Origin of the sequence: Luteipulveratus flavus, from assembly GCF_029439465.1 — a bacterium.
In the GTDB taxonomy this organism is placed as follows: Bacteria; Actinomycetota; Actinomycetes; order Actinomycetales; family Dermatophilaceae; genus Luteipulveratus; species Luteipulveratus flavus.
Map to the genome: position 1 here is coordinate 1 of NZ_JAROAV010000012.1, position 20736 is coordinate 20736.

General features: G+C 73.2%; 20 protein-coding genes. 8 read left to right on the plus strand and 12 right to left on the minus strand.

From position 1 onward, the window contains the following. Positions 1–86: 86 nt before the first annotated feature. A complete protein-coding gene (locus P4R38_RS04450; RefSeq protein WP_277191215.1) occupies positions 87–1268 on the minus strand; it encodes an anhydro-N-acetylmuramic acid kinase in 1182 nt (393 codons plus the stop codon). A gap of 25 nt (positions 1269–1293) precedes the next feature. Between P4R38_RS04450 and panC the strand changes: the two genes are divergently transcribed. From panC to P4R38_RS04465, 3 genes are all read left to right on the plus strand, one after another. Continuing rightward, positions 1294–2139, plus strand: a complete 846-nt coding sequence (gene panC / locus P4R38_RS04455) for a pantoate--beta-alanine ligase (RefSeq protein ID WP_277191216.1) — start codon at positions 1294–1296, stop codon at positions 2137–2139. A 35-nt stretch (positions 2140–2174) separates the two neighbouring features. Then, positions 2175–3068, plus strand: a complete 894-nt coding sequence (gene panB / locus P4R38_RS04460; protein WP_277191217.1) for a 3-methyl-2-oxobutanoate hydroxymethyltransferase — start codon at positions 2175–2177, stop codon at positions 3066–3068. 156 nt (positions 3069–3224) lie between these two features. Further along, entirely contained in the window at positions 3225–3569 is a 345-nt protein-coding gene (locus P4R38_RS04465) for a hypothetical protein (protein WP_277191218.1), read from the plus strand. 105 nt (positions 3570–3674) lie between these two features. On the opposite strand, the gene P4R38_RS04470 is transcribed toward P4R38_RS04465, so the two are convergent. Continuing rightward, positions 3675–4595, minus strand: a complete 921-nt coding sequence (locus P4R38_RS04470) for a BadF/BadG/BcrA/BcrD ATPase family protein (RefSeq protein WP_277191219.1) — start codon at positions 4593–4595, stop codon at positions 3675–3677. A 120-nt stretch (positions 4596–4715) separates the two neighbouring features. Between P4R38_RS04470 and P4R38_RS04475 the strand changes: the two genes are divergently transcribed. The 5 genes from P4R38_RS04475 (at position 4716) to P4R38_RS04495 (ending at position 8976) form a co-directional block, all read left to right on the plus strand. Continuing rightward, on the plus strand, positions 4716–5663 hold the full coding sequence (locus P4R38_RS04475) for a MurR/RpiR family transcriptional regulator (protein ID WP_277191220.1): 948 nt from the start codon (positions 4716–4718) through the stop codon (positions 5661–5663). Further along, positions 5660–6583 (plus strand): N-acetylmuramic acid 6-phosphate etherase, encoded by a 924-nt coding sequence (gene murQ, locus P4R38_RS04480; RefSeq protein WP_277191221.1) that lies wholly within the window; start codon positions 5660–5662, stop codon positions 6581–6583. Before P4R38_RS04475 ends, murQ begins: the two co-directional genes overlap by 4 nt. Positions 6584–6597: 14 nt before the next feature. Next, on the plus strand, positions 6598–7149 hold the full coding sequence (thpR, locus tag P4R38_RS04485; protein WP_277191222.1) for an RNA 2',3'-cyclic phosphodiesterase: 552 nt from the start codon (positions 6598–6600) through the stop codon (positions 7147–7149). A gap of 113 nt (positions 7150–7262) precedes the next feature. Next, positions 7263–7691 carry a MarR family winged helix-turn-helix transcriptional regulator gene (locus P4R38_RS04490; RefSeq protein ID WP_275239104.1) on the plus strand — a complete coding sequence of 143 codons (429 nt, stop codon included), beginning with the start codon at positions 7263–7265 and terminating at the stop codon, positions 7689–7691. 61 nt (positions 7692–7752) lie between these two features. Continuing rightward, positions 7753–8976 (plus strand): MFS transporter, encoded by a 1224-nt coding sequence (locus tag P4R38_RS04495; protein ID WP_277191223.1) that lies wholly within the window; start codon positions 7753–7755, stop codon positions 8974–8976. A gap of 68 nt (positions 8977–9044) precedes the next feature. Here the strand turns inward: P4R38_RS04495 and P4R38_RS04500 are convergent, their stop codons facing one another. Genes P4R38_RS04500 through P4R38_RS04545 form a run of 10 tightly spaced genes read right to left on the minus strand, consistent with a single transcriptional unit; the run spans position 9045 to position 20723 of the window. After that, positions 9045–10472 carry a hypothetical protein gene (locus P4R38_RS04500; RefSeq protein WP_277191224.1) on the minus strand — a complete coding sequence of 476 codons (1428 nt, stop codon included), beginning with the start codon at positions 10470–10472 and terminating at the stop codon, positions 9045–9047. A 36-nt stretch (positions 10473–10508) separates the two neighbouring features. Next, complete coding sequence (locus P4R38_RS04505) at positions 10509–11573, minus strand: zeta toxin family protein (RefSeq protein ID WP_275239107.1); 1065 nt, start codon at positions 11571–11573, stop codon at positions 10509–10511. Positions 11574–11580: 7 nt separating this feature from the next. After that, on the minus strand, positions 11581–12054 hold the full coding sequence (locus P4R38_RS04510) for a hypothetical protein (protein WP_275239108.1): 474 nt from the start codon (positions 12052–12054) through the stop codon (positions 11581–11583). 51 nt (positions 12055–12105) lie between these two features. Continuing rightward, positions 12106–12798 carry a hypothetical protein gene (locus P4R38_RS04515; protein WP_275239109.1) on the minus strand — a complete coding sequence of 231 codons (693 nt, stop codon included), beginning with the start codon at positions 12796–12798 and terminating at the stop codon, positions 12106–12108. A gap of 4 nt (positions 12799–12802) precedes the next feature. Beyond that, positions 12803–13204, minus strand: coding sequence for a DUF4913 domain-containing protein (locus P4R38_RS04520; RefSeq protein ID WP_275239110.1), 402 nt, complete (start codon positions 13202–13204; stop codon positions 12803–12805). Continuing rightward, positions 13201–14964 carry a type IV secretory system conjugative DNA transfer family protein gene (locus P4R38_RS04525; RefSeq protein WP_277191225.1) on the minus strand — a complete coding sequence of 588 codons (1764 nt, stop codon included), beginning with the start codon at positions 14962–14964 and terminating at the stop codon, positions 13201–13203. Before P4R38_RS04525 ends, P4R38_RS04520 begins: the two co-directional genes overlap by 4 nt. After that, positions 14964–16988 carry an ATP/GTP-binding protein gene (locus tag P4R38_RS04530; RefSeq protein ID WP_342803882.1) on the minus strand — a complete coding sequence of 675 codons (2025 nt, stop codon included), beginning with the start codon at positions 16986–16988 and terminating at the stop codon, positions 14964–14966. The genes P4R38_RS04525 and P4R38_RS04530 overlap by 1 nt, the downstream gene beginning before the upstream one ends. Before the next feature lie 10 nt (positions 16989–16998). Continuing rightward, entirely contained in the window at positions 16999–18507 is a 1509-nt protein-coding gene (locus tag P4R38_RS04535) for an SCO6880 family protein (protein WP_277191226.1), read from the minus strand. Between the two features lie 2 nt (positions 18508–18509). Then, positions 18510–19934: a hypothetical protein gene (locus P4R38_RS04540; RefSeq protein WP_277191227.1), complete on the minus strand. Its 1425-nt coding sequence runs from the start codon at positions 19932–19934 to the stop codon at positions 18510–18512. 3 nt (positions 19935–19937) lie between these two features. After that, complete coding sequence (locus tag P4R38_RS04545; RefSeq protein WP_277191228.1) at positions 19938–20723, minus strand: hypothetical protein; 786 nt, start codon at positions 20721–20723, stop codon at positions 19938–19940. Positions 20724–20736 lie beyond the last annotated feature (13 nt).

The following is a 20736-nucleotide window of genomic DNA, read 5'->3' on the forward strand; positions in this document are numbered from 1 at the left end:
GGTGGTTTCGACACGGGCTCGCCCAGCGGCTCGCCCGGCTCAACCGGCGGGAGGCTCACCCGGCTCAACCGGCGGAGCGGCTCGCCCTATTCGACCGGCGGGGGGCCGATGGTCAGCGTTCGCGGGGAAACACCTGGCTCTGGGAGGTGAACTGGATTGTCTCCCAACGAGATTCGGCCGAGCACGCGTGGCTGGTCCGCGCCGGTCATTCCGGGGAGGACGCCGGGGACCTGGTGCCAGGTCAGGTACCCGATCAGCGCCATCAGGTACGCCTCCTTGTCGTCGGCCGGCAGTCCGACCGCGTCGCTGGTCTTCACCTCGACGCGACCGAGCGCCCGCTCCAGCGCAGCCATCAGCACCGGGTTGTGCACGCCCCCGCCGGACACCACCAGCCGATCCACGTCGTACGGCGCCAGTGCCCGCCCGACCGTCCGCGCGGTCAGCTCGACCAGCGTGGCCACCAGGTCGGCGTCGGCCACCGGGGCCACCTTCGCGACGTACGGCTCGACGTACGCGGTCGTGAACAGCTCGCGCCCGGTGGACTTCGGCGCGGGTAGGTCGTAGTACGGCTTGGCGAGCAGCAGGTCGAGCAGGTCCTCGCGTACGGTGCCCGCCGCGGCGATCGCGCCGCCCGCGTCGTACGACGCCTCGCCGCGGGTGATGCGCGTGACGGCGGCGTCGATGAGGCAGTTGGCGGGACCCGTGTCGAACGCCACCGGCTCGCCGTCGGCCGGGACGACGGTGACGTTGGCGATGCCGCCGAGGTTGAGCGCGGCGCGCGTCCCCGGGCCGCCGAACCCCCGCAGCAGCAGGGTGTCGAGCGTCCCGGCGAGCGGCGCGCCCTGCCCGCCGGCGGCGATGTCGCGCGCCCGCAGGTCCGACACCACCGGTAGGCCGGTCGCCTGGACGATCGGGGCCGGCTGACCCAGCTGCAGCGTGCCCTCGGCCCGGCCGTCGGTGACCCAGTGGAAGACCGTCTGGCCGTGGCTCACGACCAGGTCCGCGCCGCCCACGTCGGCGACCACGGCGGTCGCTGCGGCAGCGCAGGAACGCCCCACCAGCTCGTCCAGCTGCGCGACCTCCGCGACCGTGGTGGACGACGGCGGCAGCAGCGCCAGCAGCCGCTCCCGCAGCGACTCGGGCCAGCGCCAGGTGCGCGCCTGCAGCGGCCGCAGGACCAGGTCTCCGGTCTGCGCGCCGGACAGGTCGGCGACCGCGACGTCAAGCCCGTCCATCGAGGTGCCCGAGATCATGCCGACGACGATCATGACCGAGGACGGTACCGTTCTGCGGGTGCGTGTCGTCCGAACGGTCTCCGAGCTGCGTGATGCCCTGCGTCGTGCCCGGCGTGAGGACTCCACGATCGGGTTCGTGCCGACGATGGGTGCGCTGCACGCCGGCCACGAGGCGCTGATGGAGCAGGCGCGGCGCGAGTGCGACGTCGTCGTGCTGTCCATCTTCGTCAACCCGACGCAGTTCAACGACCCGACCGACCTCGAGCGCTACCCGCGCACCGAGGAGGCGGACGTCGCGGCGGCCGAGCGCGCCGGGGTCGACCTGGTGTTCGCGCCGTTCGCGCAGGAGATGTACCCGCGCGGGGCGACCATCGAGGTCCGCCTCGCCGGTCCGCTGGTCGACACGCTGGAGGGCGCCCACCGCGGGTCCGACCACTTCCACGGCGTGACGACGGTCGTCGCCAAGCTGTTCAACATCGTCCAGCCGGACGTCGCGTACTTCGGGCAGAAGGACGCCCAGCAGGTCCTCGTCGTGACGGCGCTCGTCCGCGAGCTGAACTTCCCGGTCCGGATCCAGGCGGTCCAGACCGTCCGGGAGCCCGACGGCCTGGCGATGTCCAGCCGCAACGTGCACGTCCAGGGGCGCGACCGTGAACGCGCGCTCGCGCTCAAGGCAGGCCTGGACTCCGCGCAGGCCACGTACGACGGGGGCGAGCGCGACGCGGACGCCGTTATCGCCGCCTCGGTCGCCGCCATGGCGTCCTACGAGGTGGACCCGGAGTACCTCGCGATCGTCGACCGGGTGACGCTGGAGCCGTTGCGGACGGTCGAGCCCGGAGCGCTCGTCGTCGTCGCGGCGCCGGTCGGCCCGGTCCGCCTCATCGACAACGCCACCATCCACTGATCCACCAGATCCATCCAGATCCATCCGGAGAACGAATGTCCAGCCGCCCCAACGCTTCTCGTACGTCCGACTCCGAACGAGCGCCGCTGACCCTTCCCGCGCTGCGGGCGATGAAGGCCGCCGGGGAACCGGTCGTGATGGTCACCGCGTACGACCACCCGTCCGCGCTCGCCGCGGAGCACGCGCAGGCGGACGTCGTCCTCGTCGGCGACTCCGGTGCGATGACCGTCCTCGGGTACGACTCGACGGTGCCGGCCACGACCGACGAGATGCTGATGCTCACGCGGGCCACCCGCCGCGGCCTGCGGACGCCGGTCCTGGTGGCCGACCTGCCGTTCGGCTCGTACGAGGTCTCCGACGAGCAGGCGGTCGCGACGGCGATGAGGTTCGTCAAGGAGGGCGGCGCGCACGCAGTGAAGCTCGAGCGCGGCGAACCCACCTCGGTCGCGCGAGCGGCGGCGATCGTCGCGGCCGGCATCCCGGTGATGGGCCACATCGGCCTCACCCCGCAGACCGCGACGGCGCTGGGCGGGTACCGCGCGCAGGGCCGCACCGGCGCCGACGCCGCCAAGATCGTCGATCAGGCGGTCGCGCTGCAGGACGCGGGCTGCTTCGCGATCGTGCTGGAGTGCATCCCCAGCCCGGTCACCGAGGCCGTCATGGAGCGGATGGACCGCGCCGTCGTGATCGGCATCGGCGCCGGCCCCGCCACGGACGGCCAGGTGCTGGTGTTCCACGACCTGCTCGGCATCCGCGAGGGCAAGGGCGCCAAGTTCGTGAAGCGGTACGCCGACCTCCAGGACGCGATGGACGCCGGTGTCGCCGCGTACGCCGCCGACGTCCGGTCGCGTACGTACCCCGCGCCGGAGCACGAGTACGGCATGCCCGAGGACCAGGTGGCCGCCCTCCGCGAAGCCCTCGCCGACTGACCCGAGTTCCGGCCCCCAAACTGCGTCTGGTGTTCCTGACCCGGTTCGAACCGCGTCAGGAACACCAATCGCAGTTCAATCAGAGCCCTGCGCGGTACGGCGACCTAGAGTTGCGCCACCGCGACCACTGAGGTCGCCGAGAGACGGGGGTCCCTCATGCCCTACTCCGAACGACGCGGCATCGCCGTGCTCCTGCTGGCCGTCCTGGCCGTCGGGCTGTGCGTGCTCGGCCTCAAGGTCTTCGGCAGCGGCTCGGCCGAGTACAGCTCGGCGGACTGCCCGAGCAGCCAGGCGCCGGTCGGTGCCGACCGGGACAGCCAGCTCGCCGCGTCCCCGGTCGTCCTGAACATGGCGCTGGGGACTCCGTACGACCAGGCCGTCAAGGAGTGGGGCGACATGGCGGACTACCCCAAGACGGAGGCCGAGGCCCGCAGGCTGATGAAGCGGGTCGTCGTCCACGACAACGGCCGCGGCATGCGCTGCACGGACCTACCCAGGTAACTGAGTCGCCCGAGTCTGACCGCCTTGCAATTGCGTCAGATTCAAGTGACTCAGTCACCTTCCAGCCGGGGGGGGGCTGACCGGCGCGCGCACCTCAGCTGGGCCTCAGGCGCGGTGGACGTGGGCCTCGTGCGGGAGATCGTTCCGGTCCAGCAGCAGGGCCGCGCCGTCGAGCGCGTCGCCGACTGCGGCCCGGAGCCGCAGGTCACCGAGCGCCTCACCGAGCGGCCTGAGCAGGAGCGGTCCGAGCCCGGTCAGCCCGCCCACGACGGCCACCTCCCTGACGTCGCCCACCTGACCGGCGGCCTCCGACGCGGTGCTCGCGAGTGCCCCGGCCGCCTCCTCCACGAGCGCGATCGCGTCCGCGTCGCCGGACCGGGCCAGCGCTGCCAGGTCAGGGACGAGGGAGGCGCGCAGCCGTACGTGCTCGTACGACCGGTCGCCCACCAGCTCGCGCCAGTCGCGCCCGATCCGGCGCGCCACGACGTCCGCCCACCGTCCGTACGCCGCGGCTCGGGCGATCATCTCGGCACCGATCCAGCCACCGCTGCCGAGATCGCCGTCGACCGGGCCGAGTCCGTCGGCCACCGCGACCTTGCCGTCGTCGTCGACCGCGACCGCCACCGCTCCGGTACCCGCGACCACCACGACACCGCCTGCTCCGGCGAGCGCGCCGAGGTGGGCGGTCAGCGCGTCACTGGTGACCGCGGCCTGCGGCCCGCCGTACTCCGCGGACAGCCGTTGGGCGAGCTGCTCGGCGGCGACCGGATCGGTCAGAGCCCCGGCGGCGCCGACGGCGATCCGCCCGATGCGGCCACCGTCCGCTGCCCCCACGGCGTCCGCTGCCCGCACGGCGTCCGCTGCCCGCACCGCGCCCGTTTCCCGTACGGCGCCGGCGATGCTCGCCAGGGCCGCGAGCACCCCTGCCGGCGAGGCGAGGCCGGGGGAGCCGGGCGCCTCGGCGACGCCGTCGTCCGATCGGGCTCGGCAGCGCGTCTTGCCCAGGTCCACCACGACATCGGTCACCGCGCCAGCCTTCTGCGGCACGTCAGGAGATGTCAACGTTTTCCCGGGCTGCGGGCGAGAGGTTGGTTGTTGCCATGGCCGGTGGCTAGGGTGACTCCAGTTTCCGACTGGAGGGTGCACATGCCACGGGCCATGAATGCGGCGGGCGCGCCGTCCGGGGGTCAGCCGGGTGATGTGCTCGTCCGTCTGCGCTCCTCGTTGCCGAGCCTGCAGCCGGCCGAGCAGCGGGTCGCCCAGGTCGTCATCGGAGATCCTGCCGCATCCGCGCACCTGTCCATCACCGGGCTCGCCGAGAAGGCAGCCACGTCGGTGGCCACCGTGGCACGGTTCGCCCGCAAGGCCGGCTTCGACGGGTACCCCGAGCTGCGCATCGCGCTCGCCGGCGCGGCTGCCCGCGAGGACATGCTCGGCGTGGGCGGCCGGCAGCCCCCGGCCGAGCTGGACGAGTCGGCCTCGCTGGCCGACGTCGTGAGCTCGATCGTGCACCACGAGACCCGCGCGCTGCAGGAGACGGCCGAGCACCTGGACCTGGACGCGATGCAGGCGGCCGTGGACGCGATCGGAGCCGCTCGGCGCATCGACATCTTCGGCGTCGGCGCCAGTGGCGGGGTCGCCACCGACCTGCGGGCCAAGCTCCACCGGATCGGACGTATCGCGTTCTCCTGGAAAGAGGTTCACGCGGCGTCGACGGCTGCTGCCCTGCTTGGTGAGGGGGACGTCGCGATCGGCATCTCGCACAGCGGTGCCACCCTCGACACGGTCGAGCCGCTCACCGTGGCCAGGAACGCCGGCGCCAGGACGGTGGCGGTCACCAACTTCGCGGGGTCACCGCTCGCCGAGGCCGCCGACATCGTCCTCACCACCGCCGCACGCGAGACGACGTTCCGCTCGGGGGCGACGGCGAGCCGTACGGCGCAGCTCGCCGTCGTCGACATCCTCTTCGTGGCTGTCGCCCGCCTCGACCTGGCCGGGTCGACGTCGGCGCTCAGCAAGACCCACGACGCCCTGTCGGCGCGGCGGCTGAGCTCGTCCCGTGCGGGAGCGGCGGACGGACGGAGCGGTTCGTGAGTGCGCCCCCCGGACCCGACCAGCACCTGGCCCGGCTGGTCACCGAGGCGCGCAACCCGGCCTCCCGCTCGCTGGACCGCATGTCGACGACGCAGGTCGTGGAGCTCATGAACGCCGAGGACTCCCATGTCGCCGCCGCGGTCGCTCGGGCGATCCCGCGGATCGCGCAGGCCGCCGACCTCGTCGCGGGCTCCCTGCAGGCCGGTGGCCGGCTGGTCTACCTGGGGGCCGGCACCAGCGGGCGCCTGGCGACGCTGGACGCGGCCGAGTGCCCGCCCACCTTCAGCACCGACCCGGAGCAGGTCATCACGCTGCTGGCCGGGGGTGACGCCGCGATCACGCAGGCCATCGAGGGTGCGGAGGACGACACCGCCGGCGCGGCGAGGGACGTCGACGCGGCCGAGGTCGGCCCGCGCGACACCGTCGTCGGACTCACCGCCAGCGGGCGCACGCCGTACGTCGTCGCCGGGCTCACCCGCGCCCGCGAGCGGGGCGCGCGCACCATCTCGGTCGCGTGCAACGCCGGTGCGGAGGTCAGCGCGTACGCCGACGTCGCGATCGAGGTCGTCACCGGCCCCGAGGTGCTGAGCGGGTCGACGCGGCTCAAGGCCGGGACGGCGCAGAAGATGGTCTGCAACATGCTCACGACCGCGGCCATGGTGCGCAACGGCAAGACGTTCAAGGACCTCATGGTCGACATGCGCCCGACCAACAGCAAGCTGCTGGACCGCGCCCGGCGAATCGTCGCCGCAGCCGCGGAGGTCGATCTGGCCGCGGCCGGACGCGCGCTGGACGAAGCGGGTGGACGGACCAAGGTGGCGATCGTCATGCTGCTCACCGGTGGTGACGCGGCCTCCGCGGAGGCCAGACTGACCGCCACCGACGGCGTCGTCGCACCCGCGCTCGACGAGGTGAAGTGACCGGAGGAACTCTCGTGGGACGACGCATGTTCGTGGCCGTGGTCCCACCCGAGCCGGTCCAGGAGGATCTCGCCGCCTTCCTCGAGCCACGCGCCGAGCACCCGTGGATCGCGCCCGAGCAGTGGCACATCACGCTGGCCTTCATGAGCGACGTGTCCGCATCGGCCGAGGACCGGTTGGTCGAGGGGCTGGAGGCCGCGGCGGCCCGGCGTACGTCGATGCGGTTGCAGCTGGCCGGTGCCGGAGCGTTCCCGGACCCGTGGGCGGCCAAGGTGCTCTGGGTGGGGGTGCGCGGCGACGTCGACGAGCTGGGTCGCCTCGCCCGCAACGTCCGCAACAGCGCACAGCACGCCGGTGCGACTCCGGACGGGCAGGCGTTCGCGCCCCATCTCACCGTGAGCAGGCTGCGCCGGGTCCAGGAGCAGACCCGGTGGGTCCGGGTGCTCGACACGTATGAGGGACCGTCCTGGGTGGCGGACGAGATCTGCCTGATCGCCTCCGAGCTCGGGGTGGGTCCGCACGGGCGTCCGCGCTACGAGATCGTCGCCACGGCAGGGTTGGGCTGACCCCGCAAGGCTGCGGCTGAGCCCCCGCGGAGCGGCCCGGCCGGTTACGCTGACCGTCATTCGAGCGCGCACAGAACTTGAGTCGCATAGTTTTTCTATGTAATGATGCGCGGATGACGACCTCGAGCCGCCGCGGAGACGAGCTGCTGTCGGCAGTGGCGCGCCTGCACCGCTGGGCCACGCGGAACGCGAGCCTGGACCTCCCCACCGCTCAGGGTCGGGTCCTCGCGCTCGTGGCCGAGCTCGGCCCGTCCCGGATCGGGGACCTGGCGGCCGCCGACCACTGCAGCCAGCCCACGATGACGACGCAGGTCCAGCGCGTCGAGGCGCGTGGCTGGGTGACGCGCGAGGCGGACCCGGCGGACGCTCGTGCCTGGCTGGTCGGCATCACGCCGGAGGGGCGCCAGGCCCTGCGCACGGCTCGGGCGGCGCGCGGGAAGGCCGTCCAGCCGCTGCTCGACTCGTTGAGCCGTGAGGACGCCGCCGTGCTGGAGCGCGCGGCCGAGATCATGCACAGCATGGTCAGCGCCGCCCGGGGCTGAGCCACCCTCGTCGTGGACTACCCGGATTGTCCGCGGCGTTATATATAGACAATAGATACAAATGAGGGAGTACAGCATGTGGCGTCAGCCGAGACCGGTGTGGGCCGTGGCCTTCGCCTCCGTCATCGCCTTCATGGGGATCGGGCTGGTCGACCCGATCCTGAAGCCGATCGCCGATGACCTGGGCGCCAGCGCATCGCAGGTGTCACTGCTGTTCACGAGCTACATGGCCGTGATGGGCGTGGCGATGATCGTGACCGGGGCCGTCTCCAGCCGCATCGGGGCCAAGTGGACACTGCTGGCCGGCCTGGCGGTGATCGTCGTCGGGTCCGCGCTCGCCGGGATGCAGGACGGCGTCGCCGGCATCGTCGCGTTCCGGGCCGTCTGGGGTCTCGGCAACGCGTTGTTCGTCGCCACTGCGCTCGCGACGATCGTCCGGTCGGCCCGCGGGTCGACGGCTCAGGCGATCATCCTGTACGAGGCCGCGCTCGGCGTCGGTATCGCCACCGGTCCGCTGATCGGCGGGCTGCTCGGCAACATCTCCTGGCGCGGGCCGTTCTTCGGGGTCGCCGCGCTGATGGTGGTCGCGTTCGTCCTCACGTCGGTGATGCTGCCGGCCACGCCCACCCATGGCCGGCCCACGTCGCTGGCCGAGCCGTTCCGGGCGCTACGCCACCGCAGCCTGCTCACCGTCGCGCTCACCGCGCTGCTGTACAACTTCGGCTTCTTCACCCTGCTGGCGTTCACCCCGTTCCCGCTCGGCATGGGTGCGATCCCCGTCGGGTTCGTGTTCTTCGGCTGGGGTCTGCTGCTCGCCATCAGCTCGGTCGTGGTCGCGCCGCGCCTGCAGGCCGCGTTCGGCACCCTGCGCTCGACGCTGCTGGCGCTCCTCGGGTTCGCCGTCATCCTCGCGGTGATGGCGCTGTTCACCGACAGCAAGCCGGTGCTGATCGTCTGCGTGATCGCCGCGGGCTTCTTCCTCGGTATCAACAACACGCTGGTGACCGAGTCGGTCATGAAGGCCGCGCCGATCGAGCGCGGCGTGGCCTCGGCGGCGTACAGCTTCGTCCGGTTCGCCGGCGGGGCCGTCGCACCCTGGCTGGCCGGCAAGCTCGGCGAGGAGGTCAGCCCGCACCTGCCGTTCTGGGTCGGCGCCGTGGCCGTGCTGCTCGCGATGGGCGTGCTGTTCTCGGGCCGCCGCGTTCTCTCGCACCTGGACGACGAGGAGTCGGCCGACGAGGAGAGCCTGGACGAGGCCGAGGCGATGACCCTGTCCGACGCCTGAGCGCAGTCAGACCGGTCGCCGCGCAGCGAGTGAGCGTGCCGCGAATCGCCGGGGCAGCGGCGACGAGCTCAGCGCTGGATGTCCCCGCTCGTACGGCGGTGTCGGCCGGCGTGCCGAGTGGGGGCGGCCGCCGTCGTGATCGGGAGGCCGGGCCGCGCGCCGAGCGGCGGCTGGGGTGGGCGCACTCCCGCCGGCACCGCCGGTTCGCGTACGGCCGCGTGCCGGGCCCGGTGGGGCGTGATCGGCTGTAGCGGGGGTAGGTCCGCGGCTCCGGCACCCGCGGCGAGGTGCGCGTCCAGGTCGGCCTGCGCGAACCGCCCGAGGTCGGCCGTCTCCAGCACGTACGCCTCGAACCCCGGCACCGCGAACGACACCCGTCCGCTGCCGGCGCCGTCGATGACGCCCTGCTCGACGAGGCTCTCCCGCACCGGGGCGAGCTCCTGGGCCGGGCGGCCCAGCAGCATCGCGACGTGGTCGGTGCGCGCCTCGCCGATGGGGTTCGTGGTCTGGGCCATCACGCGCAGGTAGGCGCGCTGCTCGTCGGTGGCCCGCCGCCAGGTCGCGCCGAAGGTGCTGGCGTGCAGCCGTTCCTGGACCAGGTCGATGCCGGCGAGCGCGTGCGGCAGCCCGACGTGCGGCGACGCCCCGATCGGTGCGGCCTGCGCCCAGGCCTCGTGCGCGTACGTCCGCAACAGCTGCGGTGATCCCTGCGCCCCGGCGACGATCTCCTCCAGGGCGCGCGGGTCCCACGTGACGCCGAGCCGCTCGGCCGGCTCGAGCACCGCGCGGCGCGCCGCCTCGTCGTCCAGCCGCACCATCGCGACGTACGTGACCGTCTCGTCCAGGCCCCCGGCGGCGGTGATGCGGTCCACGGCGGCGGGCAGCCCCGCCGCGACGACCGCGAGCGGCACCGGCTTCCCGTCCGGGCTCGCACCGACCGCGTCCCGGAGCGCATGGGTCAGCACGGCGAAGTCCTCGGACGAGCCGGCGTGGACGTCGTCGATGGCGACGACGAGCCCGGCGTGACCCTTGCGGACGGCGGTTCTCGCCGCCTTGCGCAGGAGGTCGGCCAACGCGCCGCGGCTTACCTCGGCGTCGGGCCGAGCCTTGGTGGCGACGCCGATCGCGTTGAGGGACAACCCGATTCGGGCCTCCGACTCGTGGGTCGTGTCACGGGCGTGCCAGCGTCGCGCCCACCAGGTGATGCGGCGGAAGCGTTCTCGTACGGCCCGTTCGAGCAGGTGGCTCGCCCGGCTCGTGTCGTCGAGGGTCAGGTCCACGCACACGAACCCGTCCCGTACGGCGTCGTGCGCCAGAGCCTGCATCGCCGCCGACGCGCCGTGCCCCTGGCGACCCACGAGCACCGGGATCTGCGGCATGGCCAGGCCGGTGGCGGCGACCTGGGCCAGTCCGTCCCGGGCGCGACGCAGGGCCGCAGAGGCCGACGTGGACACGGCCGGGCGGATCGTGTCGTCCTGCTCGTACGGGTTGCGCATAGCGGTCTCCTCGGTCGGTCGTACGCGGTGAGCGGCTCAGCGCTCGACGGCTCCGTCGCGTCGTGGCCCGGGGCGGTCGGTCTGGCGGGTGGGCGGCTGCCCGGGGCGTCCGGTCGCGCGCTGCACGGCGGCGGACGGCGGCTGCTGGAACGCGCTGCCTCGCGCGCCACGCACCTGGGCGACGTCGGACGCCGGCCCGGCCGGGGACGTGCGCGAGGCGGAGTCCGACACCAGGCGAGGTGCGGCCTCGCCCTCCGGCAGCCGGTAGCGCACCGTGCGGTGACCGTGCGCCTGCTCGACGTGGTCCACGGTGTGGGCACAGCTCGACCGGCCGTCCTCGTTCTGGAACAGGCTGCGCGCGAAAGCCGGTGGTACCCAACGGCCACCCAGCCTGGCGTCCTGCTCGGTGCGCGTGGTGCCGGTCGCAGCCTCCTCGCGGCCTGAGCGCCACCGGCCGAGCGCCCGTTGCTCGGACTGCGCCTGCGTGCACTCGACGTCGACGACCGTGACGGAGTAGCCCGCGTCGCGCAGCTGACCCATCAGCCGGTCCGCACTCGCCTGATGGCTCAGGGTGCCGTCGATGACGACGCGGTCACCGCGCTCCAATGCGTCGCGGGTCGCCTGCTGGGCCAGCAGACCGGACTCGCCGTGGACGAGCGAGGCGAACTCCCGTGGCTGGAACTCGTGCCCCTGCGCCTCGTACGCCCGCACCTCCGGGCCCTTGATCCACGACTCGTACGACCCGTCGCGCAGCGCCTCGTCCAGCAGCGCGTCCTTGAAGTCGTCGGAGTTGATGACGAGCCACTGCTCCTGCGAGCTGCCCTGGCCGCGGACGACGTCGTCCAGAGACGAGGACTTGCCGGCCCCCGGAGGACCGGCGAGCACGATGGCCTGCCGGTCCTGCACGACGGCGGGGTGGGCGTCCCGGAACTCCTGGAGCACCCGCTCGTGCAGCCGGTCGCGGCCGGCGCGGGGCTCGGGTCCGTCGGGACCCTGTCGCCACCACGACGGGTTGCGCAGCGTGCTGCGCTCGCCGTCGGCGGTCAGCGGGCCGCTCGCCGACGTCAGCTCCTCGAGCGCGTGCTGGTGGGCATCGGTCACGGCGAGATCACCTGCTGTACCCGCGGCGGTCGAGGATCGCGTCGTAGTCCTCGTCGGTGATCCAGCCACGTCGCCGGGCGTCCGTCACGTCGTCCCACGGGTGAGCGTCGGCGACGTAGTTCCACTCCTCGTTCGCGCGCGAGTGGTCGCGGGGCGGGTAGGGCCAGTCGGCCAGCTGCTGGAGCATCGTCGGCCGGTCGATCATCCGGACGGCGTACCGCTGGGCGATCTCCCGAGGCGAGGCGCCGACGAACCCCTCGGGGACCGGGGCCGCGTCACGGGCGACCTTGAGCCGCTGGCTGACGGCGCCCTGGGAGACCCCGAGCGTGTCGGCGAGGGTCTGCTGGCGTACGCCGGCCGCGATCGCGGCGAGCATCGCCCGCTGGGTGTCGAGCCGCGCGACGTCCTCGAGGGCGCGGCTGATCTGCGCCTGGGCGAGGAGCTGCTGCTGCTGGAGGGAGAGAGCGGTCATGGTAGTCATCACCTGAGTCCTTTCATGACAAATATTAGCAACCTTATGAGCGGGCGTCGACTACCCGACCGACGGACCCTGCGTCCGCCGCGACCGACGTGCCGGCCGTACGCGGGCCCTCGCCTGAGCGGGTGCCTGCCCCGGCGGCGAGCCGGCCCGCGCCGGTGTCGCCCGGTCCCGGACCGCCGCGCTCGCGGGGTGCGCCTGGCCACGGTCCGCGTCCAGCCGGGCCGCGCGGGCCTCCGCGCCGACGCCCGCCCGGTCGAGCCGGTCGGCCAGGCCCTCGCGGCGGGCGGAGGAGTCCCACAGCGACCGTTCCTGCGCGTGGTGGCGGGACAGCTCGTCCTGCGGGCCGGCCTGCCGGCCGTGATCGAAGTCGCGGGCGACCGAGGCGTCGACCCCCTGCGCCGACGCCTCGCCCGCACGGACCCGGTCGCCGTCCTCGTCCGGGCGCCGGTCCACGTGCTGCTCCGCCTCGACGGCGGTCTCGCGGGAGAGGCCGCGTGCGCCCTCCCGGTCCAGCTGAGCGTCGTACCGCTCGCGGTCGGCCTGCCGGTGGTCGTGGTGCGCCTGACCGCGCAGGGTGCGCACCTCTGCGTCGCGCCCGGGCACCGGGTCGTCGGCCGCCCAGCGCCGCCCCACCGTCGACTCACGCTCGAGCCGGCGCCGCTGCGCTCGCGTCGATCCCTCCGTGAAGGACCGCCACCCGTCTCGCAGCTCGTGCTCGATGCCGTCGTGCTCGTCCGGGTCCATCGGCTCAGGCCTCCTCGTCGAACAGTCCGGCCGGTGCCGGCTCCAGCGGCAGCGGCGGCAGCGGGCGGGCGGCGTGGCCGCGGGTGACGCCGCACCCCTTGAACGGTCCGTCGCCGTCGGTCAGGGCGGCCAGCTGGTAGTCCGCGTGGTCGCGCCACCAGGACGCCATCCCGAGCGCGGGGTCCAGCCGCAGGCTCTCGAACGCGCGCCACAGCGCGTCCAGCCGCGACACCGCCTCGGCGTGACACCACCAGCGCGGGCACCAGGCCAGGCCGGAGCCGTGCTCGACGGGCCGCCGGTACACGGTCGCCACCCACTCGACGAAGTCCGGCAGCGTCGGGAAGTGCAGCCGCGGCTCCTCGGGCACGTCAGTCCAGTCCTGGGCGAAGTCGGTCATCGAGCTCATCGCACGGCCTCCTGGGCTGCCACGGCGTCGGCGCTCTGCCGGGCCTGGGTGATGGTGGTCGCCGCGCCGGGGTCGTACGCCGCTATCGAGGCCTGCACGGCCTCCGCGTGCGGTCCGGTCATCCACGGCTGCGTACGGATCAGGACGGGCCGGGCGCCGGAGGGGAACACCACCGCGCGCCCCTTCGGCATCGAGGCGAGGTCGGCGACGGACAGCACGCGTGTCTCGCGGTACTGCCGGGACGTCGACCGGCCGTCCTTGCCGCGGTTCACCGAGGTGGACACGACCTCGAAGTCGCCCACCAGCTCGGACATCTCGCGCAGGAACTCCGCCTCGGAGACGCCGCCGCCGTACACCCGGATGTTCGCGGCCGACCACAGCTTGCGCATCCCGTCACGGCCCCACACCTCGACGCCCTGCGACCACGACTGCAGGATCGTCATCGGGATGATCCCGCGAGATCCGTAGTGGGAGTAGAGGTTAGGCAGCTCGCGCCAGCGGCAGACGTTGGCCGCCTCGTCGAGGACGGCCAGCATGGGTACGCCGAGCCGGCCGCCCGGGGACACCTTCGCCAGGTCTTCGGCCGCGTTCGCGACGGCGACGGTCATCGACGTCACGAGCGGACCCGCCGTACCGCGCCCCTCCTTGGAGAGCATGTAGAGCGTGCCGCCCTGCGCGACGAACGCGCGGACGTCGAACCGTGGCCGCCCGTCCTGCGGGTCGCCGGTGCACCAGCGCAGCGCCTCGCGGTTGGTCAGCCACGACGCCGCCTTGAGCGCGGTGCCGTAGACACCCCCGCGCTGCTTGTCGGGCGCGTTGACGTGCGCTCGTACGGTGGCGGCGGTCAGCGGGTACCGCTGGTCCAGCAGGAAGGCCGGCTCGTCGTCGGTCGGGTTCGTCAGCCACAGGTAGACCTGGGTGACCGGGCGCCCGTCCTCGGCGGCGGCCAGGATCAGACCGGCCAGCAGGTCTTGCGCGGCCGAGTCGAAGAACGCGTCCGTCTTCGCGTCGGCCGCTCGCGAGTACGCCATCCACAGGTCGGCCATCTCCGCGGCGCGCACCTCGTCGGTGATGGCGTCCAGCGGGTTCCACCACCACGCGGGGCGCTCGCCGACGATGCCCTGTGGGTCGAACACCCACACCTGCCCGGCGGACTGCCGCGGCCCGCGAGTGGCGTCGACGACGTCCCGCTTGTTCGAGGTGACCAGCACCGTGCCGGGCGCGGCCAGGATCGCCGGGATCGCCCGCGACGTCGTCTTGCCCGTCCGCGGCCCCCAGATGTCGATGTGCGTGTCCTCCCACGACCCGTACACCGGCGTGCCACCGGCGACCGCGCGCCCGACGGGGACACCCGGCTCGCCGCTCACGCCGAGGCGCTGCGCGGTCTGCTGGACGCCATGACGGGACTGAGCCTGCAGGTCACGGCCGTGGCCCATGTGCCGGGCGGCGCGGTCCGCGGTCGGGCGCCGCTTGCGCCGCCGCCACCACACGAGCGTCGGGACGAGCAGCAGCAGGAGCAGGGCGACCTCGCCGCCGAGGACGAGGCTGGTGCTCGGCGTCCACGGGACCGTGCCGCCGAGCACGCCGAAGAACGTCTCGAAGAATCCGTTCGTCGGCAGGGTCCGGTCGTCCAGGGACGCGGACAGCTGTACGGCCGCGTACACCGCGCCGACCACACCCGCGATCAGGGCGACGCCTCCGAGGACGAGCGCGCCCTCGGCTCCGTCAGGACTTCCGGTACGCCGGTTCGTCTGGGCCATCAGACCGTCACCTCCTGCTGTACGGGCGCGGGTACGTCGTCCCGCTCGACCAGGCCGATGCGCGAGGTCTCGGCCCACTTCTGGTTGGTGTTGTTGACCGCGAGCTCGGCCTGGGTCAGCTGCACCGAGACCGGGATGCCCGGACGGCCACCGACCTTGATCAGGAACTTGCCTCGCCCGGGCGGTGCGGACTCACGGCCCGACTTGGGGTCCCAGGCCGGCGGGTCGGTCCAGGAGACGAGCTCGTTCTGCTCGACCCGCGACAGGGGGACGACGTCGGTCAGTGACGGCATCTCGGCCGACGGGAGGCCACCGCAGACGACCATGCCGGCCCGCTCGACGAAGCCCTTGGCCTTCATCACGTCCTCCGAGGTCGCCAGCGCCTGGAGGTCGTTCATCGTGTGGCTGATCATCGCCTGGCCCACGCCGTACGTGCGGTTCAGCCGGGTGAGCGCGTCGACGCGGTCGACCATGCCCTTGCCCGAGCGCAGCGCCCGCCACAGCTCGTCCAGCACCACGAAGTAGTGCCGGCGCGGCTCGAGGCCGGCCTCGGCGAGCTCGTTGGCGATGTTGACGGTGGCGAACCCGCTGGACCAGCAGGCCATCAGCACGGCGGCCTGGAGGTCCTTGTCGCTGTCGCCGAGCGCCGAGACGTCGTACACGACCGGGCGGTCGCGCATCATCGGGTTCGTCGTTTGCGCGGAGAACAGCTCGCCGAACCGCCCGATGCCGGACAGGCCGAGCAGGCTGGCCTCCAGGGCGTCGATGCGGTCGCGGTAGCGGTTCATGTCGCCGCGGTCCAGGGCGACCGAGCGGACGTCCTCGGGCGCCTCGCGCAGGATGCGCAGCAGGTCGGCCAGCACCGGGATGCCCTCGTGCTTCTCGTCCAGCACCCGCAGCGCGCGGTCGATGATGGTGACCTCGTGGTCGGTCGGCTCGGTCTTGCGCGAGATCGTCAGCAGCGCCTCGACCATGGTCAGGCGGCGGGCGTGCGCGTCGGCCAGGACCCGCTTGCGCGCCTCGCCGGTGAGCCGGGCCGCGGCCGAGGTCGCCTCACCGGGGTCGAGCACGTTGATCGACCCGCGCCCGTGGCCGAGGGTGATGACCTGGCCGCCGAGCGCGACGATCAGGTCCACGTAGTCGGGCTTGAGGTCGCCCAGCACCAGCGGCATCACGCCGTAGCCGGAAAGCCCTGTGCACCAACGCCGTACGAGCGTGGACTTGCCCAGGCCGGGCTTGGCGAGGATGAACGCGGACGGGTTGGAGATGAGCGCCGCCCGCTGGAACCAGCTGATCGGGTCGCAGCAGATCGCCGAGCCGGTCATGGTGTGCCGGCCCAGCGGTACGCCGACCGTGGGCGCTCCGGTACCCGCGGCGAACGGCCACATGCCGCACACCTGCACGGTCGTGCCACGGAACTCCTCCGCCGGCTGCACCACGACGCTGCCGCCGTTGGCCGCGCCGAACCAGCCACGGGTGCCGGGACGCGCTCGGGCGGCGCGGGACTTGGCCGCCCGCTCGGCCTTGTCCTCCGCCTTCTTGGCCTGCTTCTCGCTGGGCTCCGCGGGCTCGGCCGGCGCCTGGTCCTTCTGCTTGGCCTGCTTCTTGGCGGCCTTCGCCTGCTGCCGCATCTCACGCTTGCTCGGCTGCGCGTCGGCCTCGGGCGTGCCCGGTCCATCGGTCGACTGCGCGGGTGCGGCTGGAGCGGTCGGCTGGTCGGGTACGGCCGTCGGCGGCGTGGACCACTGGCCGCCGAGCGAGCCGGCCGGCTGCGGCTCCACCGGAGCCGGCGGTGCGGCGGGCGTGGGAGCCGGGGCCGCGGGGGCCGGCCACTGACCACCCAGCGAACCGGGAGGAGGTGGCGTCATCCGGCGAGCTGCCGGAGCGGGCGGCCGCGGCGCCACGGGTGCGTCGGCCCGCTCCGGGGCGGGCACCAGCGGCGGCGGAGGCGTCAGCGACGGGCGACCGGTGATCGGGGGTGGGGGCACCAGCGGGGGACGCGGTGCGGGCGACGGAGTGCTCATCGGTGTCTCCTCACAACCGGCCGGAGATGTCGGCAGGGACCTTCAGGTGGCGGCGCAGCACCAGACCCAGCGGGAGCGCCGCGGCGAACGCGGAGTCCTGCGAGCCGTACACCGGCCGCAGCCGCAGCCGGGCGGTGGCGCCGAGGTTGTCGACGGCGGCGATCGCGTCCGGGAGGCCGTCACGCTTGGCGACGGTCGCCGTGACGAGCAGGCCGAAGTTGACCAGTCCGGCTCCGGCGGCTTCCTCCCGCGCGGTGGCCTCGGCGGCGCGGCGGACCATGACGCTGCGGGCGGTCGGCTTGTCGCTGGTCGACGACAGGAACTCCGCCGTCCGCAGGTCCGACTCGACCATCGCCGCCGCGCGGGCCGCGTCGATCGGGCGGTAGAGCAGCGTGACCCGCTTGCGCGCGACGTCCCGGTGCGGTGCGAGCAGCCGGGCCAGGATGTTCGCCTGCACCAGGCCGCGCGGCGCCTCGGTCATCGACCAGGTCACCGAGGTCGCGTCGTCGTGCCGGTAGGAGTCCCAGTCCGACTGTGCCGCAACGGGACCCACCTCGGGCCAGGTCAGCTCGGGCTCGTGACCCGCCGCGTACGCCTCGTGCAGCGTGAGTGCGACGCCGGGGTTGTACGCGGTCCGGATGACCTCGCACAGCTCCTGCGCGGTCATCGGGCGTGCCGCACCCGCACCGGAGGACACCAGGCCGTTGGCGAGGTGGGGGATGCGTGTGGCGAGGTCGCGGGCGATCTCCTCGTGCGAGCGTCGCTTGCCGCCGACCCGGGTGTTCGCGTTGAACGTCAGCGCGACCATCACGGTGGTCACGGCCGAGCCCTCCGGGTAGCGCTGCACCGCCTCGCGCAGCACGGACTGCGCGAACGCCGGCGCCGACTGGTCGATGTTGGCCTCGACCTCCTGGTTGAGCCGTACGCCCGTGTCCGGGGCGGTCTCGACGGTCACGGACGCGGCGTCCAGACCGGGCTCGTCGCCGAGGTCGGTCAGCCAGTGGCTCCAGCCGGACACCCACTGGTCGATCTGCTCCTCGTCCACCAGGCCGGAGCCGTCCGGCTCGGCGCCGAAGACGATCGTGTAGTGCTTGGTCGACGGGGTGTGGACGAGCGCGAACCGCTGCCCCGACACCGTCTCCGCCTCCAGCAGCTTCGTCTGGGCCGCGAGCCCGGGCAGCTGCGCGGTGCCCCAGCCCTGCCCGAGCGGGCCCGAGCGGTAGATCGTCGCCCGCTGCTGGCGCGCCCGCCAGAAGCCGGCCCGTGCGAAGCCGCGGTTCATCACGTTCTTGCCGTGCCTGTCCTTGGTCTTGACGGTGAGGACGAGCAGGCCGACGACGGCGAACATCCCGACGCCGGCGAGCACGCCCAGCACCATCACGGTGATGACCGAGGCGACCAGGCCGCCGAGCAGGATCGCCGTGCCCAGGCTGCCCAGCCCGAGCAGGCCGGGTGACGCCGGCCGGACCCAGTTGCCGTACGTCCGCGGCGTGTGTCCCGCGGTGGTCTGTGCCGCCATGATCAGCGTCCTTCCTCGGTCGAGCTCATCGCACTGTCAGCGGTGGCCTGACCGACCCGCTTGGTGCCGTCGACGGCGGCCTTGCCCGCCATGTACGCGCCCGCAGCGGCCAGGCCCACCGGACCGGCTGCGGCTCCGGCGCCGGCCGCGGCAGCTCCGCCACCGCCGGCCGCTGCACCGCCACCGGCTGCGGCTGCACCGCCCCCGGCGGCTGTCGCGCCACCGCCGGCCGCTGCACCGCCACCGCCCGCCGCCGACGCACCGCCGCGACCGGCTGCCGAGGCCCCGCCGGAGGACGGACCTGCGGATCCCGGCTGGCCGCTCGTGCCCTGAGCGCCGCGCGACCCGGCCGTACCGGGTGAGCCGGAGGCGCCAGGAGCACCCGAGCCGCCGGACGAGGACGAGCCGCGGCCCTGGCTGCTGGACCCGGACGGGCCGGACCCTCCGCCCCCGTTGCCGCCGCCACTGCCGCGGGCCCGCAGCGCTGCCCCGGACGGGCTCGCCGCAGCACCGGCCGCGGCGCCGCTGAGCGCGAGTCCCGCGCCGCCGCCCGCGACCGCTGCCGTCATCGGGTTCACGAACCGGATCAGCCCCGGCAGCGCGAAGATCGCGACGAACAGCAGCATCACGCCCATGAGGATCTTGGTCGGGCCGGAGTCGCCGTACACGTTGGCGTTGAGAAGCTTGAACGACACGGCGTAGATCAGCGCAGCCGTCGGCTTGTAGAGGATGAACGCCAGCGTCCACGAGCAGGACTTGCGGAACCACGCACGGCCGGACTCCAGGTTGGTGAAGCTCGCGGTCAGCGGGAGGATGCCCGTCAGCAGGATCAGCATCGACGCCCGGACCAGCATCAGCAGGAACTGCACGAGCCCGGCGATCATCGCGAAGCCGAGCACAATGATGGACATCACCGCGCCGAGCGTGCCGACCGCGGCGTTCTCCGGGCCGACGCCCATCATGTCCATGAGGGTGCTGCTGAAGGACTTCCCGCCCAGCGACTGGTCGATGATCCAGCTGCTGAACTGGTCACCCATGTAGATGCCGAACGCGATCACGGTGTTGGCCGCGCCGACGACCCCGAGGATCGTCAGCAACGACCGCAGGACGTCCCTACCGGCCTTCGCGTTCTGCTCGATGGCCATCTTGGCGCCGCCGATGATCACCGACAGCACCATCAGACCGGCCATGTACCACCACAGGTGGTCCTGGATGAACGCGACGATGTCGGTCCGCGGGGTCTGCGCACTCGGGGCGCCGTCCACGCCGAGGCCCGGCGTGGACGGGCGCACCCACCAGCTCGCGAGCCACTCCATCGCCCGGCCGACCGAGTCGGCTGTCATGTGGGCGAGCTTGTCCATCGCCTTCTCGAAGGCGCCGGACGCCGCCTCGACGACGTGGCACTTGATGTCGGTGACGCCACACATGGCTCAATCTCCTTGGGTGGGGATCCACGGGGTGAAGCCGTCCAGGGACGTGATGACCTGGACCTCTCCACCGGGGAGGCTGCCGTCGGGCAGGGTGGTGACCTTCCAGTCGCCGTGCCGCCAGGCCAGGTCGACGGTCAGGGCCGCGAAGACGTTGTCGGGGAAGCTGACGCTCACGCTGACCCGCGCCTGGTCCTTGCTGTACGACAGGATCCGGAAGCCGGACACGTTGCCGTGGCCGATGTCGGAGCCGCTGGAGCTGCCCGGCTCGTGCATCGTGTCGATGAACTTCTGCTTGCCCGGTCCGTCCAGCAGCATCGCGCGGGCCTGGTCGGCGCCCGTACGGTCGTCGCTCGCGCCGGCCATGAAGGCCGCCCCGGCGAACAGCGCGCCGGTCGGGGAGTGGGCGAAGCAGGTGGTGCTGCCGCCGGTGCCGATCCGGCCGGGGCCGAACCTGCGCGCGTCCTGAGGTGCGGCGACGAGCGTGCCGACGTCCTTCCAGTCCCCGCCCGGACCGGCCTGGGGCTGGACCTGCGAGCCCGCGGGCAGCCCGCAGAACGACGCGGAGGAGGACGGGGCCGGGCCGCCGGCCGACGTGGCCGGAGCCGACGGTGCGGGCGCGGTCGCAGACGGGGCCGACCCGGTCGGCGCCCCGGCCACGGTGGTGCTGCCGCCACCGGGCAGCACCACGACCACGATGCCGATGACCGCGGCGGCGAGTGCGCCGACGGCGACGATCCACCACCGGCGGGACAGCGCCGGGGCGACGTCGGGCTCTGAGTTCGACATGACGAGGGGAGTC